Consider the following 24,114-nt stretch of genomic DNA (forward strand, 5'->3'; position numbering starts at 1 on the left):
GCAGTGAAATCCTATTTATTTCCGATGAAAAAAAACGAATACGAGAGGTGGAACAGCTATGAATCAAAGGATGCTGGGAATTATTGATGCAACAACGTATACAAGTGCTATCGAAGACTTGACGGTAAATCGTTCAATGGCAGCGGTCCCGTTTGCAGGACGCTACAGATTAATAGACTTTATCTTATCGAATATGGTGAACTCGGATATTGACAGTGTAGCAATCTTCCCGAAATACCAGTACCGTTCTCTAATGGACCATCTTGGTTCAGGAAAGCAATGGGACTTAAACAGAAAGCGTGACGGACTGTTCTTCTTCCCGTCACCGCATTTAAATGATCAGTACAGCGAGTTCGGATCGATCCGCCAGCTGTCAGATCATATTGATTATTTCCTCAGAAGCAAGCAGGAATATGCGGTTATTGCCAACAGCTATACGGTCTGCAATATCGACTTTAAAGATGTTCTTGCCAAGCATGTGAAAATGGGCTGCGACATAACGGAAATCCGCAAAGACGGCGAGTCACTGCAGATGTATGTCATGTCAACAAAACTGCTGCTGAATCTGATTCATGACAATAACCAGACAGGATATAAAACGATAGCCCAGGTAATCATGGATAATACCCACAAGCTTATGATCTGTGATTATGAATTTGACGGATATGTTGCCATTATTGATTCGACTGAAAGCTATTACCGCCACAGCCTTGAAATGCTGAAGCCGGAAGTCTGGCAGCAGCTGTTCCTTACAAATCGCCCGATCTTAACGAAGGTAAAGGATGAGCCGCCTGCACGCCACGGCCAGAACGCCGTAGTGAAAAATTCCATGATTGCAAACGGCAGCGTAATTGAAGGACATGTTGAGAACAGCATTATTTTCAGAGCCGTTCATATCGGAAAAGGAACCGTTGTGAAAAACGGCATTATCATGCAGAAATCACAAATCGGTGAAGACTGTGTTCTTGAAAATGTCGTGCTTGATAAAGATGTCAAAGTTGGAAGCGGCATTGAACTGAAAGGAACATCCGATCTTCCGGTTGTCCTCAGAAAAGGAACGGTACAAGGAGCGCTGATGAAATCGTGAAAGTATTATTTGTCGTATCGGAATGTGTTCCCTTTGTAAAATCCGGAGGCCTGGCCGACGTTGCGGGAGCACTGCCGAAGGAGCTTAAGCGCCTCGGGACGGACATAAGAGTAGTCCTGCCTAAATACGGGCAAATCCCAGAGCGCTTCCGATCCAAAATGAAAAAAGTGAAGGAGATTGTCGTTCCTGTCGGATGGAGACGGCAATATTGCGGAATTGAGCAGCTTGAATTTGAGGGTGTCACGTATTATTTCATCGATCATGAATATTATTTTAAGCGTGATTCTTTATATGGCCATTATGATGATGGGGAACGGTTCTCTTTTTTCTGCAGAGCCGTTCTTGATTCCATTAAGGCGGTTGACTTCCAGCCTGATGTGATCCACTGTCATGACTGGCATACAGGTATGGTTCCATTCCTTCTAAAAGAGGAATATGCCTCGCAGTCTTTTTATGAAAATATGAAAGCAGTCTTCACGATTCACAATCTGCAGTTTCAGGGGATTTTTCCGAGAGAAATTCTTTATGACCTGCTTGGCCTTGATGACCGTTATTTCAACAATGATCAGCTTGAGTTTCACGGCATGGTCAATTTCATGAAAGCTGCTCTTGTAGCCTCTGATTTGATCACGACGGTAAGCCCGACGTATAAAAATGAAATTCAGACCCCATATTTCGGAGAGCGTCTTGACGGTCTGCTGCGGGTGAAGGAAGCGTCTCTTGTCGGGATTCTAAACGGCATCGATGACACGATCTACAACCCCGGGGATGATCCATACATAGCATTCCCTTATGATGAGCACAGAGCTCAGAATAAAGCGAAAAACAAAAAAGAGCTTCAAAAGATGTTTGGCCTTCCTGAAAAAGAGGATACGCCGCTCATGACAATGGTTACGCGGCTGACTCAGCAAAAAGGACTCGATCTTGTTGAGCGCGTGCTGCATGAGATGCTGCAGTCTGATATGCAGATGATTATCCTTGGAACTGGAGAAAAGAAATTCGAGGATTTCTTCCGCCACATGGAATGGCTGTTTCCGGATAAGTGCAAAGCATATATCGGCTTTGATGAGCCTCTTGCACACCGCATTTATGCCGGTTCAGACTTCTTCCTGATGCCGTCGCAGTTTGAACCGTGCGGACTTGGACAGCTGATTGCCCTCCGCTATGGATCCATTCCGATTGTAAGGGAAACAGGCGGACTGAATGACACTGTTACCTCCTACCGGGATGATACAGGTGAAGGGAACGGGTTCACCTTCACAAATTTCAATGCGCATGATATGAAGCATACAGTCGACCGTGCATTTTCTGTTTATAAAAACAAAACCATTTGGAACAGCCTTGTCAAAACAGCTATGAAGGAAGATTACAGTTGGGCGCAGTCTGCGTTTAAATACAACCAGCTTTACGCTGATTTAATGACTAGGAGTGGGAGTCATGTTCTCTGACAAAAACGAGTTTAAAAACAGTTTTCTGAAGCGTCTGGAGATGATGTACGGTAAAACGTTTGCTGAGTCGACAAAACGCGACCAGTACCAAACGCTTGGAAACATGGTAAGAGAACATATCAGCAGCCATTGGATCCAGACAAATGAATGGAACCGCGCAAGCAACAACAAACAGGTCTATTACCTGTCAATCGAGTTTCTGCTTGGCAGGCTGCTCGGACAAAATCTGTTAAACCTGGGAATCCGGGATGTTGTGCTTGAAGGGTTTGCTGAGCTTGGCATTGATCTTGAGGAGATCGAGGAAAGCGAAGCAGATGCAGGCCTTGGCAATGGCGGTTTAGGCCGCCTTGCTGCCTGTTTCCTTGATTCGCTGGCATCTCTTAACCTTCCGGGCCATGGCCTTGGAATACGCTATAAACACGGCCTTTTTGACCAGAAAATCGTGGACGGCTATCAGGTGGAGCTGCCTGAGCAGTGGCTTAGACACGGCAACGTCTGGGAGGTGCGCAAGCCGGATCAGGCCATTGAAATTCCTTTCTGGGGAAAAATCGAACATGTAATGGAGGATGGAAAGCTTGAATTCCGTCACGTTCATGCAGAAAACATAATGGCTGTGCCATACGATATGCCCGTCATCGGCTATGAAACGAGCACGGTCAATACTCTGAGACTGTGGAACGCTGAACCGTCTCCAAACCCGCCTAACCGCGACGTGCTTGCGTATAAACGCGAGACAGAAGCTGTTTCTGAATTTCTGTATCCGGACGATACACATGATGAAGGAAAAATTCTTCGTCTGAAACAGCAGTATTTTCTCGTCTCTGCAAGCCTGCAGTCCATCATAAGATCCTACCTGAAAAAGAATGATACACTGCATGAATTTCACAAGCATGTAGCCATTCATGTCAATGATACACATCCGGTTCTGGCCATTCCTGAACTGATGCGCATTCTTCTTGATGAAGAGCACATGGAATGGGAAGAAGCCTGGAACATCACCGTTGGCACGATCTCCTATACAAATCATACAACACTGTCTGAAGCACTTGAAAAATGGCCGCTGCATATCTTTAAACCGCTGCTGCCGCGGATTTATATGATTGTCGAAGAAATAAATGAAAGATTTTGCAGAGAATTGTGGAATCGTTTCCCTGGGGACTGGAAGCGGATTGAAAATATGGCGATTATTGCGCACGGCGTCGTCAAGATGGCTCACTTAGCCATAGCAGGCAGCCACAGTGTAAACGGAGTAGCCAAAATCCACTCTGATATCCTGAAAAACAGGGAAATGAAGCTGTTTCATCAAATCTATCCGCAAAAATTCAACAATAAAACGAACGGCATTACTCATCGCAGATGGCTGCTGAAAGCCAATCAGGAGCTGACAAGTCTGATAACGGATACAATCGGCACAGACTGGATTAAAAAGCCCCATCTGATGATTGAACTGAAAAGGCACATTTACGATCCGCTGCTGAAAGAACAATTTGCAGCTGTAAAACAGAAGCGAAAGAAAATTTTAGCTGACATTATTGAAAAAAATACTGGCATCAAGGTAGATGAACATTCCATTTTTGACGTTCAGGTTAAGCGCCTCCATGCCTATAAACGACAGCTGCTGAACGTGCTGCACATTATGTATTTGTACAACAGGCTGAAAGAGGATTCTAATTTCTCCATTCATCCGAGAACCTTTATCTTTGGGGCAAAGGCATCACCGGGCTATTATTACGCCAAGAAAATCATCAAGCTGATTAATGCACTTGCTGACAAAGTAAACAATGACCCGAAAGTTTCAAAAATGATGAAAGTCATTTTTATGGAAAACTACAGAGTGTCACTTGCAGAGCATATTTTCCCTGCTGCAGACGTCAGTGAGCAAATCTCTACAGCAAGCAAGGAAGCATCGGGCACAGGCAACATGAAATTCATGATGAACGGCGCCCTGACTATCGGAACTCTGGACGGGGCAAACATTGAGATTCTTGAAGAAGTGGGGAAGGAAAACATTTTCACATTCGGATTGAAGGCTGAGGAAGTCTTAAACTATTATGAAAATGGCGGATATCGCTCAAGCGAATATTATCACCATGATCTGCGGATCAGACAGGTGGTTGACCAGCTCACAAATGGATTTTTCCCTGATACGGAAGATGAATTTGAGGCGATAAAAGACTCCTTGCTGTATGAAAACGATCAGTATTTCGTTCTTCGGGATTTCGCATCTTATGTGGATGCACAGGATCAGCTTGAAAAGGCCTATCAAAATCAGGATAAGTGGCTCGAAAAAGCCCTGTTGAACATTGCGCATTCCGGTTATTTCTCCAGTGACCGCACCATTCATGAATACGCAGACGGCATTTGGGACATCCAGCCGATTCCTGTACTGCATTGAAAAACCCGCTTTTAGCGGGTTTTTTTTTGGCGGTAAAATCTTTACAGGACGCTCTATTCTACTCTGTGTAAGGGTCTTTTTCGTATTCAGGCAAATCACCGAACGGCGTCATCAGACCCTCTTCATCAAGAGTGTGTTCATATTGCCTGTGCTGAATGGTCGGATATACGGTTACATTCTTTCCTTCAATATCTGTGGCAGTGAAGTTTTCGTAATCTTCGACATAGCCCGTTGGATCATCATTTTCCATGTAGACGTCATTGTATGAATCGACGGGATATTCAAGGTCTGAGGGTGTTTCGGAGTTTCCGTACCGCTCGACATCCTGATACGTATCTTCTGCATCATAAGCCTCAGAATCGCTTTCATCATACTCAAACTGACCAAAGGCAGGTTCTAAAACGTCTTCTTCAATTGGGCGCTCATAGGAAACAGCCTGTTCAGGTGAGTGCTCCTTGCAGGTGACGGCTGTCGGAAGAACCTCAAGCCGTTCTTCCGGAATGTCCCGGCCGCAGACTTCGCATTTTCCGTAAGTGCCATTCTTGATGGCTGAAAGAGCCCGGTTCACATCACTTAATTCCTCTTCTGCATGCTCGTTAAGGGCAATATCCTTCTCCCGTTCATAAAGTTCCGTACCTTCATCTCCAGGATGATTATCATAGCTTGAAAGCTCTCCTGTTGAATCATGCCCGAAGCTCTGTTCAAGGCCGTAGTGGCTGTTTTCCTTAAGATGCCGTTCCAGCTCCGCTTTTATCTCTTCAAGAACAGAGCGGAAGGAAGCTATTTGTTCGCTGTTCAGCATTTCCATCACATTCCTTTCCCTGTCTGACCTGCTTTTTGGTTAATCGCTTTTCTTAGTATGGTCAAAAGGCGTATTTTCATGTTTGAAAATGAAAGTTTCCTGGTTCTGCGTGTGAAAGATGCCAAAACAAAAAGGCCCCTTAAGAGGACCTTTTAGATCGTGCTGATAAATAATCCGATCGCAAGCAAAAAGCCGAACTGGATGTTTGTTTGAGCGGTAGCTTTCATAGCAGGCATCATTTCAAGCGGGACGGATTTTCCTATGAACTTTTTGACCGCACTGTATGCTTTAGGCGTGCTGATCAAAACAAGCAAAGCCCATGCTGACAGATAGCCAAAAGCAATCATGACAAGAATGACTGCGTAGGAAGCGGCAAACGTGGCGGCAAGGAAGATGATGGCTTTTTTGCGGCCAATCAGAATGGCCAGGGTCTTCCGTCCGTTTTCTTTGTCGCCGTCAAGGTCACGGATGTTGTTGGACAGCATGATGTTCCCGACTAAAAATGCAATTGGTATGGAAATGATTACGCTGATAGCAGAAATTGTGCCTGTCTGGATATAATAAGCGAGCAGAATAATGACCATTCCCATAAAGAATCCCGCTACAAGCTCTCCAAAAGGAGTGTAGGCTATCGGAACAGGGCCTCCTGTATAGAAGTATCCTGTCGCCATGCAAATCAGGCCGATGACAGCAATCCACCAAGTGGACTCCATACAAATGTAGATGCCAAGCAAGATGGCGATTCCGAAAAAGCCGAAAGCAAGGTTCAGTACTGTTTTTGGCTTTACGCCGTTTCGGACGATTGCTCCGCCGATTCCGACAGAGTTTTCATTGTCTAGACCGCGCTTAAAGTCAAAGTATTCATTGAACATGTTGGTTGCAGCCTGAATCAGAATGGATGCAATGAGCATGGCAAGAAACAGGGCCACATGTATACCGCCTTCATTTAAGGCAAGAACTGTGCCGATCGTAACGGGTATAAAGGCTGCTGACAGGGTATGCGGCCGCAGCAGCATCCACCATACTTTCCAGCTTTTATCCGGTTTAATGGAAGGCATGTTCTGAGTTGTGTGAGATTGTGTGTGCATCTTTTTTTCCTCCCCTAGTTGAAGCAGACTAAAGCTGTCAGCTTCACAAAATTAAGTGTAGGAAATTTACAATATTGTGTCAATCCTTTTACAGATGTTTGAACATTGGGGACTATTCCAGCACCTGAAAATTCTTCCTTGAGAGCTTTTCATTTTAAAGTGATGCGGGTAGTAATATAATAAGGATAATAGTCGTTCATTCTATTATACCATTTCTTTGGGAAAGTACTATTGACACCTCTTTCCTCTGGGGTGTATCTTAATATAAGCGATTTTTCGGTTTTGGAGGGATTTCCAATGATTACGGCGTTAGAACATACATTTACGGAGAAATTGAAGGGTGCTTTGGATGAAGCCAGACAGTTAGAAGAACCGGTTATCCTGAGTCAGGTTAAAACATTGCATGAGATCAAGAACCCCCTCCAATTTTATGCGGATGGCGAACAGCATTTTTCAGGCAGCCGGTTTTACTGGGCGACTCCGGGTACACGGTTTACGATTTGTGGTCTGGGCAGTGAATGCACAGTGGAAAATGATGCTGTAAGCGACCGTTTTGGGCGCATTGAAACGGAATGGAAGCGCTTTAAAAAGATTGTTCACCATGAAGATAGTGAAAGTTTTCACATAGGTACAGGCGCCCTGCTTTTTGGCGGCTTTTCGTTTGATCCGCACAATCGCAGCAATGAGCAGTGGAGCCATTTTCCGGAATCTAAGTTTTTTCTGCCTTCTGTGATGCTTACGGTAAAGGAAAATGCATCCTATTTAACCATCAACCGTATAATCAGGCCGGATGACGAGCTTGAGAACTGCGCGGAGCACTTTACGGATCTTGCAAATAAAGTACTGGCCGCACAGCAGCCGGTGAGCATGGAAACGGGCGGCAATTATTCGCTGCAAGAAGCAGATACACATGAATGGATGTCCGCTGTTGAAAAAGCTACAGCTTCCATTAAAAGCGGCAAGCTTGATAAAGTCGTGCTTGCAAGGGAAGTCAGTGTTTCTTATGAGCGTGATATCAATGTCTATGCATCTTTAAATAAGCTTCAGTCAGAACAGCCTGGAAGCTTTATTTTTTCGATAGAAATCGGCAGCAAGTCTTTTATTGGGGCTACACCTGAACGGCTTATCAAAAAAGAAGGCAGCAGACTGCTTTCAACATGTCTTGCAGGGTCAATTAAAAGAGGGGAAACAAAGCATGAGGATACAGAACTCGGCACTGCCCTCTTAAATGATGAAAAGAATCTGATTGAGCATGCCATTGTCGTAAAAATGATCAAGGATTCTTTTGAGGAGTGCTGCAGTGAAATCAGGGTGCCGGATGGTCCGCAGCTTTTAAAAACAAAAAATATCCAGCATTTGTATACGCCAATTGAAGGCACAATGCACGGCGGCAGGTCGCTGCTCAGCTTAGTTGAAAAACTGCATCCAACGCCTGCCCTCGGAGGATATCCAAAAGCAGGTGCACTAGAGATGATCAGAGACATTGAGCCGATGGACAGAGGATGGTATGCAGGTCCGGTTGGATGGCTGGATTCAGACAACAACGGGGAATTTGCAGTGGCTATCCGGTCAGGGCTCATTGACGGGAAACAGGCATCCCTGTTTGCAGGATGCGGAATTGTAGCAGAATCGGATCCGCAGTCGGAATATCAGGAAACGATCATTAAACTGAAGCCGATGCTTTCTGCTCTGGGAGGAATGCAGCATGAGCAAATCTAAATCACTTACCCTTTATGCTGCAAATTTTGCAGATGAGCTGGCAAAAGCGGGGGTCACAGAAGCTGTCATCAGTCCCGGATCAAGGTCAACACCGATGGCGATGCTGATGGCAGAACACCCAGATATCAACATTCACCTTATGATCGATGAAAGGTCCGCAGGCTTTTTTGCTCTGGGGCTTTCCAAAATGCTGAATAAACCGGTAGCGCTGCTGTGTACATCCGGTACTGCAGCTGCAAATTATTACCCTGCTGTCGTTGAGGCATTCTATTCAAGAGTGCCTCTGCTTATTTTGACGGCTGACCGTCCCCACGAACTGCGGGATGTCGGAGCTCCCCAGGCAATTGATCAGATTCATTTTTTCGGGCGGTATGCGAAGTGGTTTGCTGACATGGCAATCCCTGAACAAACAGAAGGAATGCTTGCCTACAGCAGAATGATGGCTGCCCGGGCAGCAGGCAAAGCAATGTCGTCTCCAGCGGGGCCTGTGCATTTGAATCTTCCATTCAGAGAACCGCTGATTCCTGATTTTGACTTAGAGGACATTTGGAAAAACGGGAGCGGCAGAACACATCATGTCACCATCAAACCGGGACAGGCAGTTCTTCAGGACCTTGAAATAGAGAGGATAGCCGAGATGCTTTCCGGTAAAGAAAAAGGGCTGATTGTCTGCGGGGAGATACGTGATCCGCTCTTTACTGATGCTGTCCTTAAACTTTCTGCAGCTTTAAAATACCCGATTCTTGCAGATCCCCTTTCGAACTTAAGAACAGGATCTCATGATAAGTCTGCAGTCATTGATGGATACGACGCTTTTATGAAAGATGATGAACTTGCAAATGAGCTAAAGCCAGACGTGATTCTCCGTTTTGGAGCGATGCCGGTTTCAAAGCCGCTGTTTTTGTTCCTGAAACGATCTCCTGAGATTCTGCAGCTGGTGGTCGACGGACAAGGAGGGTTCCGCGAACCTACTTTGCTGGCTTCTGAAATGATAGAATGCGATGAAAGCTGGTTCTGTGAAAGTCTGTCGGGGAGGGTTTCTTCTGCAGAAAATGAACAATGGCTAAAGACGTGGCAGCAGACAAACAGCACAGCACGGAAGATCCTTTCCTCTCCTGAAGACGGCCCGGACGACCTGTTTGAAGGCAAAGTCTTTACCGAGCTTCAAAAGGCCATGCCGGAAAAAAGCCATATGTTTGTTGGAAACAGCATGCCGATTCGAGATGCAGACAATTACTTCTTAAATTCAAATAAGAACATTTCTGTACATGCAAACCGGGGGGCAAATGGGATAGACGGAGTCGTCTCATCAGCCCTGGGAATGAGTGCCGGTACAGAAGATCCGCTTTTCTTGGTCATTGGAGACCTTTCCTTTTACCATGACATGAACGGGCTGCTGGCTGCAAAAATGCATAAGCTTGACATGACGGTGATTCTTTTGAACAACGACGGCGGCGGCATTTTTTCCTTCCTGCCTCAGTCAAAAGAAGAAAAACATTTTGAAACGCTTTTCGGGACCCCTACCGGGCTGCATTTTCAGCATGCTGCGTCACTCTATGATGCGGCTTATACCCAGCCTGAGACGTGGGAGGCATTTAGAGATGACGTTGAAAACGCTGCTCGCCGAAAGGGGCTGAATATCATCGAAGTCCGTACGAACCGCCATTCCCGTGTCACGATTCATCGAAACTTGATGAATCGTGTTTCCCAGGAAATAAGAGAGAGGCTGCGGAAATGATGGTGAAGATAAGAGGGATATCCTACTCGGTTGAAACGTATGGAGAGGGCCGGCCCCTTGTGCTTCTGCATGGGTTTACAGGATCGGCAGAATCATGGCATTCGTTTCTGGGAATATTTCACTCATGCAAGGTGATTTTGATTGATCTGATCGGTCACGGCAGGACTGATTCTCCGGCAGATTACCGCCGGTATTCAATGGAGGAGACGGTGCTTGATCTGCATGCACTTTTTAAAGAGCTCGAACTGGATAAACCTGTGCTTGCAGGCTATTCAATGGGCGGCAGGGCAGCACTGTCCTATGCTCTGCGCTATCCGGATACAGTAAGCAAGCTGATTCTTGAAAGCTGTACCCCGGGGCTACTATCGAGTGAGGAAAGAAAGAAAAGGCGGCAAAGTGATAAGGAACTTGCGGAAATGATTTCAGAAAAAGGGATTCCGCATTTTGTACAGTATTGGGAGGAGATTCCGCTGTTTGCATCCCAAAAAGAGCTGCCTGAGGCCATTCAGAACAGGGAGCGCAGCAAGCGGCTTAAAAACAAGGAAGCCGGCCTGGCAAACAGTCTTCTCGGAATGGGGACAGGCTCACAGCCACCTGTCTGGAACGGCCTTTCTTCCCTGCATATCCCTGTCCTTCTCGTATGCGGAGAGCGGGATGAGAAGTTCTGCAGACTTGCAGAAGAGATGAAAGGTTTGCTCCCTCTTTCGACATATATTAAAATAAAAGATGCAGGTCATGCGGTTCATGTAGAACAGCCGCAAATCTTTGGTAAAATAGTAAATGAGTTTATGAATAAGTAAACGTATTCAAAAGGAGGCTGTACGCGAAATGACAGTAGAATGGGTAGCTGAACGCAAGTACGAAGATATTTTATATGAAACGTATAATGGGATTGCCAAAATCTCGATTAACCGCCCTGAAGTACATAATGCATTCCGTCCAAAGACAGTGATGGAGCTGATTGACGCTTTTGCATACGCAAGAGACGATGCAAATGTAGGAGTCATCATTTTAACAGGCACAGGCGGAAAGGCATTCTGTTCCGGAGGAGACCAGAAAGTCCGCGGCCATGGCGGATATGTTGGAGAAGACCAGATTCCAAGGCTGAATGTTCTTGACCTTCAGCGCCTGATCCGTGTTATTCCTAAACCGGTTATCGCGATGGTTGCAGGATACGCGATTGGAGGCGGACATGTTCTTCACATCGTATGTGATCTGACGATTGCGGCTGACAATGCTGTATTCGGACAGACCGGACCAAAGGTAGGAAGCTTTGATGCAGGATACGGTTCAGGATACCTTGCCCGTATTGTGGGACATAAAAAAGCGAGAGAAATCTGGTTCCTATGCCGTCAGTACAATGCACAGGAAGCGCTTGACATGGGACTTGTCAACACAGTAGTGCCTCTTGAAAAACTTGAAGAAGAAACCGTTCAGTGGTGTGAGGAGATTCTTGAGAAGAGCCCGACTGCCATCCGCTTCTTAAAAGCTGCATTTAATGCGGATACAGACGGACTTGCCGGCATTCAGCAGTTTGCAGGTGACGCAACTCTTCTTTATTACACGACAGATGAAGCAAAAGAAGGAAGAGACGCTTTCAAAGAAAAGCGCAATCCTGACTTCAAACAGTTCCCGAGATTTCCTTAAGAACGTGCAGCAGCTTGATGAGTTCATCAAGCTGTTTTCTTTTATGCAAATTTGCCGAAGCTACTAGCATATGAAAGTTGGTGAAAACATGACAATGATGCCAAACTGGCTGATGCAGCGGGCTTTTTTGACGCCTGAACGGATTGCTGTTCTAACGGAGGAAGAAACGGTAACCTTTCATGAGCTGCACAGCCGGACACTCCGCAAAGCAGCCGCCATGCAAGAAGAAGGCATGGGGAAAGGGAGCCGATGTGCGGTTCTCATGAAGAACAGTCTTGATATGGCCGTCACCATTCATGCTCTTGCCTATATTGGGGCACAGGCCATATTGCTGAATACACGATTAACAGCAGCAGAGCTTGACTATCAGCTGCGTGACTCAGAAGCAGATTATCTCCTATACCATCATGCCCTGGAGCATCATTGGGAGAAGCCGAGCTGGATATCCATAGACAGCAGAAACCTTGAAAGTTTTACAGAATCTGCTTCCTATGAAAAAACATTTCATCTTGATGAGACGGCGACAATTATGTATACATCAGGCACGACAGGGAAACCAAAAGGCGTGATGCAGACCTTCGGAAATCATTACTGGAGCGCTTCCGGATCCGCTCTAAATCTTGGGCTTCATCATGATGACCGCTGGCTTTGTGCGGTTCCTCTTTTTCATATCAGCGGTCTTTCCATTTTAATGAGGGGGATCATTTATGGAATGACCGTTGTGCTGCATGAAACATTTCAGCCTGGAAAGGCAAATAAGGCGATTTTTGAACAAGGGATTACCATTGTATCGGTTGTACAGGCAATGCTGACCCGGATGCTTGAAGAGCTTGGTGATGCAAAGTTTCCGGACAGTCTGCGGGTTATGCTCCTTGGCGGTGGTCCGGCGCCCATGCCTCTTTTAAAAGAGTGCAAAGAAAAATCCGTTCCGGTCTATCAGACTTACGGAATGACAGAGACTTCCTCACAAATTGTCACCCTTTCTCCGGAATACAGTTTTTCAAAGCTTGGATCTGCCGGCAAACCTTTGTTTCCGTGCCGGATAAAAATCATGGACAGCGGAGAAGAGTGTCCTCCTATGGCTGAAGGAGAGATTTACGTCCAGGGGCCGAATGTGACAAAGGGCTACTGGAAACGGGAAAGCACGTTTCACGACGGCTTTCTTCCAACAGGCGATATCGGCTATCTTGACGAAGATGGGTTTTTATTTGTATTAGACAGGCGCTCAGATTTAATTGTTTCAGGCGGTGAAAATGTGTATCCGGCTGAAATAGAGGCCGTGCTCCTGTCTCACCCGTCTGTACTTGAAGCGGGAGCAGCGGGAGCAGATGATCCAAAGTGGGGACAGGTTCCTCTTGCATATGTGGTTTTGAAGGAGCATGTGAGCGAAGCTGAACTGCTCTCGTATTGCAGGGAAAGACTTGCAAAATATAAACTTCCTTCCCGCATTTATTTTAGAGACAGCCTGCCGAGAAATGCTTCGAGCAAGCTGATGCGGAGGATGCTTGCGGATGGAGGCAGGCATGATTGATGTCCGGAAAGTGACCCTTCACCATTTGGAGATGAATCTTGTCTCTCCCTTTAAAAACAGCAGAGAAACGGTTGACCGGCGGGAGAGTATTCTGGTTGAACTGGAAGATTCCTCGGGATTCACAGGCTGGGGAGAGGTTGTTGCCTTTTCATCCCCCTGGTATACGGAAGAAACTATCAAGACATGCCATCATATGCTGACCGCTTTTCTGATTCCGGATCTTCTCGGAAAAACGTTCCCGCATCCGGAGGCCTATGCAACATCCCTTCAGTGGATCAGGCGGAACCAAATGGCAAAGGCATCGATTGAATCTGCTGTTTGGGATTTGCATGCGAAGCTTCTCGGCAAGCCGCTGGCAAACATGCTTGGCGGCACAAGAAGCCAGATTGAATCTGGAGTCGTTGTGGGAATGGCACCTGTCTCATCCATGCTTCAGACAATTGAGCAGCGTATCAATGAAGGATATAAAAGAATCAAAGTGAAGATCGAACCGGGGATGGATGTTGAGCTGATTGAAGAAATCAGAACCCGTTTTCCTGACATTCCTCTTATGGCAGACGCCAATTCAGCTTATACACTGAAAGATCTCGAGCATTTAAAAAAGCTGGATGTCTATAATCTGATGATGATAGAGCAGCCGCTTGGCCATGATGATATCATTGAGCATGCGGTCCTGCAGGCTGAGATCAAGACGCCCATCTGCCTGGATGAGAGCATCATCACCTTCAATGATGCGAAAAATGCGATTCAGCTTGGAAGCTGCGGAGTCATTAATATTAAACCAGGACGAGTTGGAGGGCTTGCGGAATCAAAAAAGATCCACGATCTATGTGTCAAAAAAGACATACCTGTATGGGTAGGCGGCATGCTTGAGACTGGCGTTTCAAGAGCACACAATATCGCTTTGGCCTCTCTATCCGGATTTTCAATACCTGGTGATATCTCTGCTTCCTCAAGGTATTGGAAGGAGGATATTATTACACCCGAAGTAAGGGTTGACCAGGGCGTGATTGATGTTCCGGCAGCAGCAGGAATTGGATTTGATATCGACAGGACGAAATTAGAAAAATACCGTACGTTCAAAGAGGAATTTACATTGTAAAATGGTGTTTTCCCCAGGGGAAAATGAAGTTTTTTCAATTGAAATCGGGATTTTCCCGCTTTGCTCATATTTGCGTAATATGATAAAAAGAAAGTGTAGAGTTATTCGGCATCATTCTTAAAAAATACCCTCTCTGCCCTTTTTTAGCCAGCTGTCTTCGGATAGCTGGTTTTTTTTGTCGAGAATCTATCATTGACAGAAAGACGTAAATGATTTAAATTTTGCATAAGGGCAAAAAACTTATACTTGTCAACAAATCATGAAACAAGCTAACTTATTGGCACTCAACCTACCTTTCTTTCATATGATGCTTCAGCGAAAGAAAGACTTTTTTTACCTTAAAATTTGCACATGGGAAACATTTGTTGATTGACGAAAAGGAGGATTTCTATGAAAAAAAGATTCAGTATGCTGATTGCGGTTTTCATGTTTACGGCAATTATGTCTGCCTGCAGCAAGAGCACAGGCGGAGGGGAAAATGACAAAGTTCAGGTAACGACGACAATTGCTCAGATTGCGGATGTTGCAGCGAATGTCGGAGGCAGCCATGTAGAAGTAACTTCTCTGATGGGACCGGGAATTGATCCCCATTTGTATCAGGCTTCACAGGGAGACATTCAGAAGCTGAATAAGGCTGATATTATTTTTTACAATGGTCTCCATCTGGAAGGCAAAATGGGTGAGATCTTTGAAAAAATGTCAAATGAAAAGCCGACTGTTCCAGTAGCAGAGACGATACCCAAAACGAAATTAATGAGTGATCCGGCCAATAAAAAAGCACATGATCCACATGTCTGGTTTGATATTTCATTATGGATGTACACCGTTGATAAAGTAGAAGATGAGCTGAGCAAGCTTTCTCCTGAAAACAAAAAGGAGTTTGCTGCCAATGCAGCTGCCTATAAAGAGAAGCTTGCAGAAATGGACCAATATGCAAAAGAGCAGGTTCAATCCATTCCTGAAGAGAGAAGAGTTCTGGTTACCGCCCATGATGCATTTGCATACTTTGGGAAGGCATACGGCTTTGAAGTAATGGGCCTTCAGGGACTGAGCACAGATTCTGAATATGGCCTGAAGGATGTTCAAAATTTAGTGGAATTGCTGACAGAAAGAGAAATTAAGGCTGTGTTCGTTGAGAGCAGCATTTCTGAAAAATCCATTAACGCGGTTGTCGAAGGCTCTAAGAAAAACGGTCATGACGTGAAAATCGGCGGACAGCTTTATTCAGATGCCATGGGAGAAAAAGGATCTGAAGAAGGAACGTATCTTGGAATGTTCAAACACAATATCGATACAATCGTTTCGTCATTGAAATAAGGCAGGTGCTAAGTATGAAACCAGTAGCAGTTAACAATTTGACGGTAGCCTATCACCGGAAACCTGTTCTTCAAGAGGTTGGTTTTGAGGTCCCTGAAGGAAAATTGATCGGAATTATCGGTCCAAACGGGGCAGGGAAATCCACGCTGATAAAAGCTGTACTCGGGCTGATCCCTTCAGCCTCGGGAGAAGTTGAAATCTATGGAGATTCATATAAAAAACAGCGTAAGCGGGTCGGCTATGTGCCTCAAAGAGGTTCAGTCGACTGGGACTTTCCGACAAATGCCCTTGATGTTGTGCTGATGGGGCGCTACGGCCATGTGGGCTGGATGAAAAGGCCGGGCAAAATGGACACGGCTTTTGCAAAGGAGTGCCTGAATAAAGTGGGTATGCTGGATTTTGCCGACAGGCAAATCAGCCAGCTTTCAGGCGGCCAGCAGCAGCGTGTTTTTCTTGCAAGAGCCCTTGCACAGGATGCAGACGTTTATTTTATGGATGAACCATTTGTGGGCGTTGACGCAGCAACGGAAAAAGCCATTATCTCTCTTCTTAACGAATTGAAAGCAAGAAAAAAGACGGTGCTGGTCGTGCACCATGATCTGCAGACTGTAGAAGAATACTTTGACTGGGTATTGCTTTTGAACCTGAGGAAAATTGCTTTTGGCCCGACGAGTGAGGTTTTTACAATGGAGAACCTTCAGAAAACCTACGGGGGCAGACTCACTTTCTTGCAGGATCAGCAGGTGCTTGTAGACGAAACCAAACAGGAGTGAAGAAAAATGATGGAGGAATTAATCTATCAGCTGCAAAATCAAAATACGCAGTGGGTGCTTGTCGGAACAATGCTTCTCGGTCTTGCAAGCGGAGTCCTTGGAAGCTTCGCTCTTCTTAGAAAACAGAGCCTGATCGGCGATGCAATGGCCCATGCCGCTCTGCCCGGAGTTTGTATGGCATATCTCCTATACGGTTCTAAATCATTGCTGTGGTTTCTTGTTGGAGCTGCGGTTTCGGGAATGCTTGCCGCATGGCTGATTGGGGTCATTATCAAGAACTCAAGAATAAAAGAGGATTCAGCCCTTGGCCTTGTTTTGTCCGTTTTCTTTGGGTTTGGGATTGTGCTGCTGACTTATATTCAGCATAACCGGGGGGGAAATCAGAGCGGACTGAGTGATTTTATATTTGGAAAAGCGGCATCCATGGTCGGTCAGGATGTTCAGATTATTACTTGGATTGCAGCTGCCCTGCTCCTCCTTACCGCTCTTTTCTTTAAAGAGTTCAAATTATTGACGTTTGATCCTCAATTTGCAAAAGGAATTGGCCTGCCGACAACATTTCTGAATGGCCTGCTGATGGTCCTGATTGTCTGCGCAGTTGTAATCGGCCTCCAGACGGTTGGTGTTATTTTAATGGCAGCCATGCTGATCACTCCGGCGATTGCTGCAAGATATTGGACGGATAAGCTTGGACATATGGTTCTTATTGCAGGGCTTATAGGAGGGATTTCAGGTGTTGCAGGGACTCTTCTCAGCACGACAACAGACGGAATGGCGACCGGGCCGCTGATTATTGTTGCAGCGACGATTCTGTTTTTGATATCCCTTGTTTTTGCACCGAAAAGGGGCCTCGTGTCCAAAGCGGTGAAACAGTGGAAACTGAAAAGGAAAACGTCTGTTGAACAGCTTCTTCTCTCTTTTTACGATGTGACGGAGAATGCCGGTGTGAATGGGGCATTTTCCCTCGAAGATGTTCTCAGTAAAAGAAAGGTTTCCCAAAGTCTGATCAATAAATCGGTCAAGGAACTTGAAAAGAAGAAGCTTGTCATGCAGGTCGGGAGCGATCAATGGAGATTGACAGACAGCGGTTTGAAGCATGCTTATGAGCTGACCTTGAATCAGAGGCTGTATGAGATGTATTTGATGCACGAAATGGAGCTTGCCCAGCTTCAGCTTAAAAGCAGGGACGATGTCGATGTGGAGAAAATGTCGTTCGATATGAAGAAGAGGCTGATGGGCCTTTTGAAAGATCACAGCAGAGAGCCGAAACTGCTGCCAAAAACCGCAAATGCTTTAAATAGAAAGGAGTGGCAGGTTCAATGAGTTATGATGCATGGATTCTTTTGACAGGATCGCTCGTCGGCATTACATGTGCGATCATTGGCTGTTTTCTGATTCTCAGGCGAATGGCGATGCTTGCTGATGCGATCAGCCACTCTGTTCTGCTTGGCATAGTCGGTGCCTATTTTGTCAGCAAGAGTCTTGACGGCGTTTCTATGTTTATAGGGGCAGCTATAGTCGGCCTTCTGACAGCTTTTTTAGTCCAGGTGCTGAATGCGAAAGGGGTTCAGTCCGATGCGGCAATTGGAGTCGTATTCACATCCCTCTTTGCCGTCGGAGTTATTTTGCTGTCGCTTTTTGGAGGGAATATACATCTTGATGTCGATCATGCATTAATGGGGGAAATCACCTTTATTCCGTGGAATACCCTTACACTTGCAGGAATGGATGTTGGGCCAAAAGCGGTCTGGATGCTTGGTTCGGTCCTTGTGATTAATCTCATTCTGATCGCGCTGTTTTATAAGGAGTTCAAAATAACGTCTTTTGATCCTCAAATGGCAGCTGCCATTGGCATCCCTGTCCTTGTGATGCATTATCTGCAAATGGGGATGCTCTCGATTACAACGGTAGCTTCCTTTGACAGTGTCGGAGCGATATTAGTGGTTGCGATGCTGATTGTTCCTGCTTCAGCGGCCTATCTGCTGACAGATAAACTGTCGCATATGCTCGTGATCAGCTCAGGTATTGGTGTTCTGTCTGCCGTTCTTGGCTATTGGTCGGCAACTTGGCTGAATGTTTCCATAGCCGGCGCAATGGCAACAGCAGCAGGGGCAATCTTTTTCCTGGCCTTTCTTTTTTCGCCAACACACGGCATGCTTGCAAAATGGCTTGCAAAAAGAAATTTTGCTTCTGCCAGTGAATAAAAATGATTCTCATTATCAATAATAAAGAAAAGGACAGCCGCCAGCTGTCCTTTTCACTAGATCATTTTACAAATCATGAGGTTTAAATGTTTTACAGTCTGTCTCTTCACTGCGTGAAGCCGTGTCGCCTCTATGGCTCACAACATAAATGGCATCAGCCGTACACTGGTTGCCATTGCCCCAGTACTCACAGTTATTTACTTCGCACCTTACTTCTCTTGGCATAAAAATACCCTCCTTTTAATTAAGGTTCATCTGTTAGTTTTGCTTACTTTACTGACTTTCATACGTGAAAAGGGGTCAGTCCCGCTCTGCGTTAATCTGTTAACGAGGTGCGGGACTGACCCTCAGCTTTCTTTTTGATCCAAATAGCGTTTGTCTTTCATGAACAGCCGCCAGAAATAGAAGAAGCCAGGGAAAAGGATGAGGAATCCGACGATGTAGGTGATAAAGACGGCATGAAACGTGTTCGGGTGTGTAAAGCCGTCTTGTATGGTCACATCAGGATAGAGCATGTAAGGCAGATGTGCCCGGCCATAGGCGTAGCTTGCCAGAAAATACTGAATGACGACCGCTACTACAGCAAGCCTCGGGCGGCCAAGTTTTTTCTTATCCTTTTGGGATGGGAGAAACAGCGCTCCGCCGGCAATGACAAACATCGCTACCGAGCCGATTAAAAATGGCAAATACTCCATCATGTTGGTGTAAAGCCAGTTAGCTTCATTCCGAAGCGTAAGCATGATCAGAAAGCCCATTACAAGCGAAAGCGGTCCGAGGATCAGGGCATCCCGTCTGTATACTTTATATGCCTCAGGTTCATTCGCCACATTTGAATAATCCGACAGCAGAAGCGAAGAAAGAAATAGCGTGCTCGTAATGGCAAACCCGCTGAATGCATAGGCATTCGGACTTGTGAAAAGTTTATCAAGCTGAAGCTGATGGGCGCCGTCGATTACTTCAATGTAGCCGCCATGTGTAATCGGAAGGACTAAAAGCAGGATTGCCGGTATGATAAAGCCGGAGATCCCTGAAACGTACGTCAGCAGTTTGCCGTATCCTGATTTTGAATAGTGGGAAAAAACGAGAAAACCGCTTCGGATTGCGAGCAGCAGCAGAATGATGCTGCCCGGAATCAAAAGCACAGTGCCCAGGATAAACGTTGCCCCCGGAAAAAAACTGAACAGGGCGACAACAATTGCAACGATAAAAACATTCGTTACCTCCCAGGTTGGCGATAAATAGCGATTGGCAATGTTTGTTGCGTTTGTCCGTTCTTTGTTGATGTAAACCATGGACCAAAATCCCGCTCCAAAGTCCATCGTCGCCATAACAGCATAGATAAAGACAAATCCCCAGACAACCGTAATGGCAAGCAGAGCATCTGTTGTCATCTTTGCAGCGCCTCCTTCGTAATCGTTTTAATAAACACTGACGCCATCTCCGTCTCCTCGCTTATCTAGCTCATTTTCAACCGGATTGCGTTTAAAGTAGTAGACAAGCACAAGAATTACGGCCAGACCCAATATCGCATAAACAAGGGTGAACAAAATAAAGAGCGTGCCAATCTGACCTGAAGCTGTCACCACATCCTCTGTCTTGAGCAGACGGTAAATCACCCAAGGCTGTCTTCCTGTACAAGCGAAAATCCAGCCAAACTCAATTGCAAGCATGGACAGAATACCTGATGGTACAAACAGTACAAGCAGCCATTTCGGAAAATGGGGCCGCTTCAGAATTTTGTACCAGAAAAATCCGATCAGGGAAAGGAGAATCAGCAGGCTTCCGATTCCCACCATGGCATTAAACAGGGTATGGACAAACAGCGGAGGCCAATATTCTTCCGGAAAGTCATTTAATCCAATGACTTCTGTCTCAAAGCTGTTGTCTGCCAAAAAGCTGAGTGCCCACGGAATTTCAATTCCCCATTTGACTTCCTGGGTTTCTCTGTCTGTAAATCCGCCGACAGCAAGCGGAGCATAGCGCTGCGTTTCAAATAGCCCTTCTGCTGCAGCAAGCTTCTCAGGCTGATATTCATGCAGCATCTGGGCAGATTCGTGTCCATTCAAAGCGGTCAAAAATGAGAAAATGCCTCCGACAATCAGCCCCATCATGAGCGCCTTGCGGTGAAACTTGTATAGCCTCTCATTTTTCATGTTTCGGAGCATTTTATACGCAGCAATTGAAGCAATAACAAATGCGCCGGTCATAAATGCAGAAACAACGACATGTCCAGCCGTTACGATGAAGCTTGGATTGAAAAATGCAGCCCAAGGATCAACATCAACGATTTCTCCATTTTCAATTCGGAAGCCCGCGGGAGTTCCTTCAAACGCATGGACATTTGTAATGAGAATCGCAGATGCTGCGGCCCCGATTAAAACAAGTGATACACTGACAATCCTCATTCTCGGGGAGATGCGGTCTGCAGCATACACATAAATGGACATAAACAGCGCCTCCACAAAAAAGGCATAAATTTCAATCTGAAAAGGAAGGGCCATAACCCGGCCGATAACTTCCATGAATCCCGGCCACAGCAAGGCAAGCTGCACGCCTGCAATCGTTCCTGTAGGGATAGCAACACCGAGCAGCACGGCCTGTCCTTTTGTCCACCGTTTTGCCATCACGGCATAATCAGGATCCTTCGTTTTTTGAAAAAGAAGCTCTGCTATTAAAATCATTAGAGGGAGGCCTACACCAAGCGATGCAAAAATAATATGAAAGCCCATTGTCGTCCCGAACAAGGATCTGGCAAGTACGAGATCATCCATCTGTTTTCCGCCTTTCTTTCCCATGGTTGTAACAATCTTTCCTTATTGTCCGCATTTTTCCATAAAATATGCTTAGGATGTTCCTCAAAAGAAATTTCATTTCAGACAGGAGCGTTGACAAATTGCCGGAAAGGGAGTAATATATAAAACGTAATAATTACGATTAAAGGAGTGCTGTAAATGAAACAGGGTATCCATCCGGATTATCATAAAGTTGTATATATGGACACAAACAGCGGTTTTACATTTTTGAGCGGTTCTACTCAAAAATCGAATGAAACAACAGAGTGGGAAGACGGCAATACGTACCCTCTGATCAAACTTGAAATCAGCTCTGATACACATCCATTCTACACAGGGCGCCAGAAATTCGCAGACCGCGACGGACGCGCAGAGCGCTTCAAGAAAAAATACAACATGTAAAAAGGGAGCCCTGGAGCATCATGTTCCAGGGCATCTTTTCTGTATGATAATCTACTGGCAGGGAGGTTTTTTACATGAAAAAAATACCCGTTTATACTATAAGCGGTTTTTTGGGAAGCGGCAAAACAACGCTTCTTGTAAAAATGGCGGATGAGCTGAAAAACAGAGGACAAAAAGTAGGCATTATTTTAAATGAACTTGGCGATGAGAACGTTGAGAAGCATTTATTTAAAGATCAGCAGGTCCATGAGCTGTTAAATGGCTGTATTTGCTGCACCATTCAGGATGATCTTGTGACGACGCTCAAAGCATTTAAAGCAGAGCAGTCTGTTGATGTTCTTCTAATAGAAGGAACAGGAGTGGCGAATCCGCTGGAAATTAAAGACGTGCTTCTTTCTCCGGCACTGTTTGATGACTATGAGCTTCTTTCAATGATCGGAATTGTCGATGCCAGTCATTACCTGGACTACCAGAGCATGTTCTCAAGCTCGAAGGAAATCCGCTCTCTGCTGAAAGAACAGATTATTTCTTCTGATTTGCTGATTCTGAACAAAATTGACCTAGCAAGGGATAAAGACCTGGAAAAAGTAAAGAAAAAAATCCGGAAAACTGTTCCGGAAGATGTAGAAATGTATGATGCATCGTATGGAAACGTACCATTTGAAAAACTGATAGAACAGCGCCATGCTGCCCTGACACTCAGTGAGGGAGCAGGGCACCATCACCACCATCACACTATTGGCACAATTAAAATTGAGAATCCGCAGGTCATGGAGCTTTCGGATCTTGAATCCATCCTGAGAGATATAGATGGTTTGATCCGTTCAAAAGGGCATCTTATTGTGAAAGGCACAATGAGGGAGATGCAGTATGCTGCGGGTAAAGCGGTTATATCTAAAGAAGTGGTTGAGAGCGAAAAGCCCGTTCTAATTCTGATTGGGCAGAATCTGCCTGCAGAAAGAATACAGCAGTTATTTGTAAAGAAACACATATAAAAATACCGGCCAAGTTTGGCCGGTATTTTTATTGAAGAGCAGTTTTTAACGTTTCAAGATTGCGCTTCATGATGCTGAAATAGTCTTCCTTGTTTTCAGCATCTTCTTCTGAAATGGATTCAAGGTTGGATAGGGTTAGGCTTTCTGCGCCAATTTCACTTTTCACAATGTCTGAGATTTTGCTGTTGACGTTATTCTCAAAAATCACATAATTGATTTTGTTTGCTTTCGCTGTTTCAACGATGGTCTGAAGCTGCTTTTGAGATGGCTCCTGTGTTGGAGAAAGTCCTAAAACGCTGATCTGCTCAATGCCGTAGCGGTTTTCCCAGTAGCCGTACGCAGCATGAGAAACCAGAATTTTTTTCTTTTCAGCAGCGTCGATTGTTTCTTTGTAATCAGCATCTAGTTTTTCTAAATCTGCTTTAAGCGCAGTGAAATTTTTCTCGAATTCATCTTTTGATTCCGGATGAAGCTCTGTCAGGCTGTTTTTAATGTTCTCAGCCATTTGGATGGCAAGTGCTGGGTCAAGCCAGATGTGGGGATCTTTATCTCCATGATCATGGGCGTGCTCTTCCTCAGCTGCGTGCTCCTCTTCTTTAGCATGGTCGTCATGTCCCTCTTGATCAGCATGCTCTTCCTCATGGGCATGGTCGTCATGTCCTTCTTCTTCAGCATGTGCTTCTTCGTTATGAGAGGAAGCAGCAAGCTCAATTCCTTCGCCCGCTTTGATGATTTTCACATCTTCTGACTGCAGGGTTTCAGTTGCTTTTTCGGCAAATCCTTCAAGTCCGACACCTGAGTAGATAAAGGCATCCGCCTCAGCCATGGCAACCATATCTTTTGTAGAAGGTTCAAACGTATGGGCATCTGCATTAGCAGGGTACACACTTTCAACCTCTACAGCGTCTCCTCCGATTTTTTCAGTGAAATCCTGAACAGGGAAGATGGTGGTATAAACCTTCAGCTTGTCCTTTTCGTCCCCGGTTGTTTCATTTCCGCTGTCTGCACATCCTGCAAGAGCTGTTCCAAGCAGCAGTGCCAGTGCCATAGATAAACCTTTTTTTCTCATTGTAA

21 protein-coding genes are annotated in these 24,114 nt (G+C 45.5%); 15 read left to right on the forward strand and 6 right to left on the reverse strand.

All coding sequences use genetic code 11. From position 1 onward, the window contains the following. Nucleotides 1-58: 58 nt before the first annotated feature. The 3 genes from MHB63_13305 to MHB63_13315 are packed head-to-tail and all read left to right on the forward strand — an operon-like array spanning nucleotide 59 to nucleotide 4,930. Nucleotides 59-1,087, forward strand: coding sequence for a sugar phosphate nucleotidyltransferase (locus tag MHB63_13305; protein MEK3807491.1), 1,029 nt, complete (start codon nucleotides 59-61; stop codon nucleotides 1,085-1,087). Beyond that, nucleotides 1,084-2,535: a glycogen synthase GlgA gene (gene glgA / locus MHB63_13310; protein MEK3807492.1), complete on the forward strand. Its 1,452-nt coding sequence runs from the start codon at nucleotides 1,084-1,086 to the stop codon at nucleotides 2,533-2,535. The genes MHB63_13305 and glgA overlap by 4 nt, the downstream gene beginning before the upstream one ends. Next, entirely contained in the window at nucleotides 2,525-4,930 is a 2,406-nt protein-coding gene (locus MHB63_13315) for a glycogen/starch/alpha-glucan phosphorylase (protein ID MEK3807493.1), read from the forward strand. Before glgA ends, MHB63_13315 begins: the two co-directional genes overlap by 11 nt. Before the next feature lie 58 nt (nucleotides 4,931-4,988). Here the strand turns inward: MHB63_13315 and MHB63_13320 are convergent, their stop codons facing one another. Together MHB63_13320 and MHB63_13325 are read right to left on the reverse strand one after the other, a co-directional pair. Next, nucleotides 4,989-5,732 (reverse strand): TraR/DksA C4-type zinc finger protein, encoded by a 744-nt coding sequence (locus MHB63_13320; protein MEK3807494.1) that lies wholly within the window; start codon nucleotides 5,730-5,732, stop codon nucleotides 4,989-4,991. A gap of 152 nt (nucleotides 5,733-5,884) precedes the next feature. After that, nucleotides 5,885-6,820, reverse strand: a complete 936-nt coding sequence (locus MHB63_13325) for a 1,4-dihydroxy-2-naphthoate polyprenyltransferase (protein MEK3807495.1) — start codon at nucleotides 6,818-6,820, stop codon at nucleotides 5,885-5,887. Between the two features lie 297 nt (nucleotides 6,821-7,117). Between MHB63_13325 and MHB63_13330 the strand changes: the two genes are divergently transcribed. From MHB63_13330 to MHB63_13375, 10 genes are all read left to right on the forward strand, one after another. Continuing rightward, nucleotides 7,118-8,539 carry an isochorismate synthase gene (locus tag MHB63_13330; protein MEK3807496.1) on the forward strand — a complete coding sequence of 474 codons (1,422 nt, stop codon included), beginning with the start codon at nucleotides 7,118-7,120 and terminating at the stop codon, nucleotides 8,537-8,539. After that, the gene (menD, locus tag MHB63_13335; protein MEK3807497.1) at nucleotides 8,526-10,277 is read left to right on the forward strand and encodes a 2-succinyl-5-enolpyruvyl-6-hydroxy-3-cyclohexene-1-carboxylic-acid synthase; all 1,752 of its coding nucleotides are present in this window, start codon (nucleotides 8,526-8,528) and stop codon (nucleotides 10,275-10,277) included. The genes MHB63_13330 and menD overlap by 14 nt, the downstream gene beginning before the upstream one ends. After that, complete coding sequence (gene menH / locus MHB63_13340; protein ID MEK3807498.1) at nucleotides 10,274-11,077, forward strand: 2-succinyl-6-hydroxy-2,4-cyclohexadiene-1-carboxylate synthase; 804 nt, start codon at nucleotides 10,274-10,276, stop codon at nucleotides 11,075-11,077. Before menD ends, menH begins: the two co-directional genes overlap by 4 nt. Nucleotides 11,078-11,105: 28 nt before the next feature. Beyond that, entirely contained in the window at nucleotides 11,106-11,924 is an 819-nt protein-coding gene (gene menB / locus MHB63_13345; protein ID MEK3807499.1) for a 1,4-dihydroxy-2-naphthoyl-CoA synthase, read from the forward strand. A gap of 88 nt (nucleotides 11,925-12,012) precedes the next feature. Then, nucleotides 12,013-13,455 (forward strand): o-succinylbenzoate--CoA ligase, encoded by a 1,443-nt coding sequence (locus tag MHB63_13350; protein MEK3807500.1) that lies wholly within the window; start codon nucleotides 12,013-12,015, stop codon nucleotides 13,453-13,455. Then, complete coding sequence (gene menC / locus MHB63_13355; protein MEK3807501.1) at nucleotides 13,448-14,557, forward strand: o-succinylbenzoate synthase; 1,110 nt, start codon at nucleotides 13,448-13,450, stop codon at nucleotides 14,555-14,557. Before MHB63_13350 ends, menC begins: the two co-directional genes overlap by 8 nt. A 390-nt stretch (nucleotides 14,558-14,947) precedes the next feature. Further along, on the forward strand, nucleotides 14,948-15,874 hold the full coding sequence (locus tag MHB63_13360) for a zinc ABC transporter substrate-binding protein (protein ID MEK3807502.1): 927 nt from the start codon (nucleotides 14,948-14,950) through the stop codon (nucleotides 15,872-15,874). 14 nt (nucleotides 15,875-15,888) lie between these two features. Further along, a complete protein-coding gene (locus tag MHB63_13365) occupies nucleotides 15,889-16,647 on the forward strand; it encodes a metal ABC transporter ATP-binding protein (protein MEK3807503.1) in 759 nt (252 codons plus the stop codon). A gap of 6 nt (nucleotides 16,648-16,653) precedes the next feature. Beyond that, the gene (locus tag MHB63_13370; protein MEK3807504.1) at nucleotides 16,654-17,970 is read left to right on the forward strand and encodes an iron chelate uptake ABC transporter family permease subunit; all 1,317 of its coding nucleotides are present in this window, start codon (nucleotides 16,654-16,656) and stop codon (nucleotides 17,968-17,970) included. Continuing rightward, complete coding sequence (locus tag MHB63_13375; GenBank protein ID MEK3807505.1) at nucleotides 17,967-18,851, forward strand: metal ABC transporter permease; 885 nt, start codon at nucleotides 17,967-17,969, stop codon at nucleotides 18,849-18,851. Before MHB63_13370 ends, MHB63_13375 begins: the two co-directional genes overlap by 4 nt. A 66-nt stretch (nucleotides 18,852-18,917) precedes the next feature. On the opposite strand, the gene MHB63_13380 is transcribed toward MHB63_13375, so the two are convergent. The 3 genes from MHB63_13380 to MHB63_13390 form a co-directional block, all read right to left on the reverse strand. After that, nucleotides 18,918-19,076, reverse strand: a complete 159-nt coding sequence (locus MHB63_13380) for a DUF1540 domain-containing protein (GenBank protein ID MEK3807506.1) — start codon at nucleotides 19,074-19,076, stop codon at nucleotides 18,918-18,920. Between the two features lie 122 nt (nucleotides 19,077-19,198). Next, complete coding sequence (locus MHB63_13385) at nucleotides 19,199-20,242, reverse strand: cytochrome d ubiquinol oxidase subunit II (protein ID MEK3807507.1); 1,044 nt, start codon at nucleotides 20,240-20,242, stop codon at nucleotides 19,199-19,201. A gap of 27 nt (nucleotides 20,243-20,269) precedes the next feature. After that, nucleotides 20,270-21,622: a cytochrome ubiquinol oxidase subunit I gene (locus MHB63_13390; GenBank protein ID MEK3807508.1), complete on the reverse strand. Its 1,353-nt coding sequence runs from the start codon at nucleotides 21,620-21,622 to the stop codon at nucleotides 20,270-20,272. 180 nt (nucleotides 21,623-21,802) lie between these two features. On the opposite strand from MHB63_13390, the gene MHB63_13395 reads away from it, so the two are divergent. Together MHB63_13395 and MHB63_13400 are read left to right on the forward strand one after the other, a co-directional pair. Beyond that, complete coding sequence (locus MHB63_13395; protein ID MEK3807509.1) at nucleotides 21,803-22,045, forward strand: type B 50S ribosomal protein L31; 243 nt, start codon at nucleotides 21,803-21,805, stop codon at nucleotides 22,043-22,045. A 74-nt stretch (nucleotides 22,046-22,119) separates the two neighbouring features. Further along, a complete protein-coding gene (locus tag MHB63_13400; protein ID MEK3807510.1) occupies nucleotides 22,120-23,040 on the forward strand; it encodes a CobW family GTP-binding protein in 921 nt (306 codons plus the stop codon). 28 nt (nucleotides 23,041-23,068) lie between these two features. Here MHB63_13400 and MHB63_13405 read toward each other — a convergent pair whose 3' ends face one another. After that, nucleotides 23,069-24,109 carry a zinc ABC transporter substrate-binding protein gene (locus MHB63_13405; protein ID MEK3807511.1) on the reverse strand — a complete coding sequence of 347 codons (1,041 nt, stop codon included), beginning with the start codon at nucleotides 24,107-24,109 and terminating at the stop codon, nucleotides 23,069-23,071. Nucleotides 24,110-24,114 lie beyond the last annotated feature (5 nt).

This window comes from Bacillus sp. FSL H8-0547 (assembly GCA_038002745.1).
Taxonomy (GTDB): Bacteria; Bacillota; Bacilli; order Bacillales; family Bacillaceae; genus Bacillus_P.

Coding starts and splice junctions, on each gene's coding strand:
- MHB63_13390 (MEK3807508.1), bottom strand. CDS start 21,622: ATGGATGATCTCGTACTTGCCAGATCCTTGTTCGGGACGACAATGGGC.
- MHB63_13360 (MEK3807502.1), top strand. CDS start 14,948: ATGAAAAAAAGATTCAGTATGCTGATTGCGGTTTTCATGTTTACGGCA.
- MHB63_13305 (MEK3807491.1), top strand. CDS start 59: ATGAATCAAAGGATGCTGGGAATTATTGATGCAACAACGTATACAAGT.
- MHB63_13400 (MEK3807510.1), top strand. CDS start 22,120: ATGAAAAAAATACCCGTTTATACTATAAGCGGTTTTTTGGGAAGCGGC.
- menB (MEK3807499.1), top strand. CDS start 11,106: ATGACAGTAGAATGGGTAGCTGAACGCAAGTACGAAGATATTTTATAT.
- menC (MEK3807501.1), top strand. CDS start 13,448: ATGATTGATGTCCGGAAAGTGACCCTTCACCATTTGGAGATGAATCTT.
- MHB63_13330 (MEK3807496.1), top strand. CDS start 7,118: ATGATTACGGCGTTAGAACATACATTTACGGAGAAATTGAAGGGTGCT.
- MHB63_13370 (MEK3807504.1), top strand. CDS start 16,654: ATGATGGAGGAATTAATCTATCAGCTGCAAAATCAAAATACGCAGTGG.
- MHB63_13325 (MEK3807495.1), bottom strand. CDS start 6,820: ATGCACACACAATCTCACACAACTCAGAACATGCCTTCCATTAAACCG.
- MHB63_13365 (MEK3807503.1), top strand. CDS start 15,889: ATGAAACCAGTAGCAGTTAACAATTTGACGGTAGCCTATCACCGGAAA.
- MHB63_13380 (MEK3807506.1), bottom strand. CDS start 19,076: ATGCCAAGAGAAGTAAGGTGCGAAGTAAATAACTGTGAGTACTGGGGC.
- menD (MEK3807497.1), top strand. CDS start 8,526: ATGAGCAAATCTAAATCACTTACCCTTTATGCTGCAAATTTTGCAGAT.
- MHB63_13320 (MEK3807494.1), bottom strand. CDS start 5,732: ATGCTGAACAGCGAACAAATAGCTTCCTTCCGCTCTGTTCTTGAAGAG.
- menH (MEK3807498.1), top strand. CDS start 10,274: ATGATGGTGAAGATAAGAGGGATATCCTACTCGGTTGAAACGTATGGA.
- MHB63_13350 (MEK3807500.1), top strand. CDS start 12,013: ATGACAATGATGCCAAACTGGCTGATGCAGCGGGCTTTTTTGACGCCT.
- MHB63_13315 (MEK3807493.1), top strand. CDS start 2,525: ATGTTCTCTGACAAAAACGAGTTTAAAAACAGTTTTCTGAAGCGTCTG.
- MHB63_13395 (MEK3807509.1), top strand. CDS start 21,803: ATGAAACAGGGTATCCATCCGGATTATCATAAAGTTGTATATATGGAC.
- MHB63_13385 (MEK3807507.1), bottom strand. CDS start 20,242: ATGACAACAGATGCTCTGCTTGCCATTACGGTTGTCTGGGGATTTGTC.
- MHB63_13375 (MEK3807505.1), top strand. CDS start 17,967: ATGAGTTATGATGCATGGATTCTTTTGACAGGATCGCTCGTCGGCATT.
- MHB63_13405 (MEK3807511.1), bottom strand. CDS start 24,109: ATGAGAAAAAAAGGTTTATCTATGGCACTGGCACTGCTGCTTGGAACA.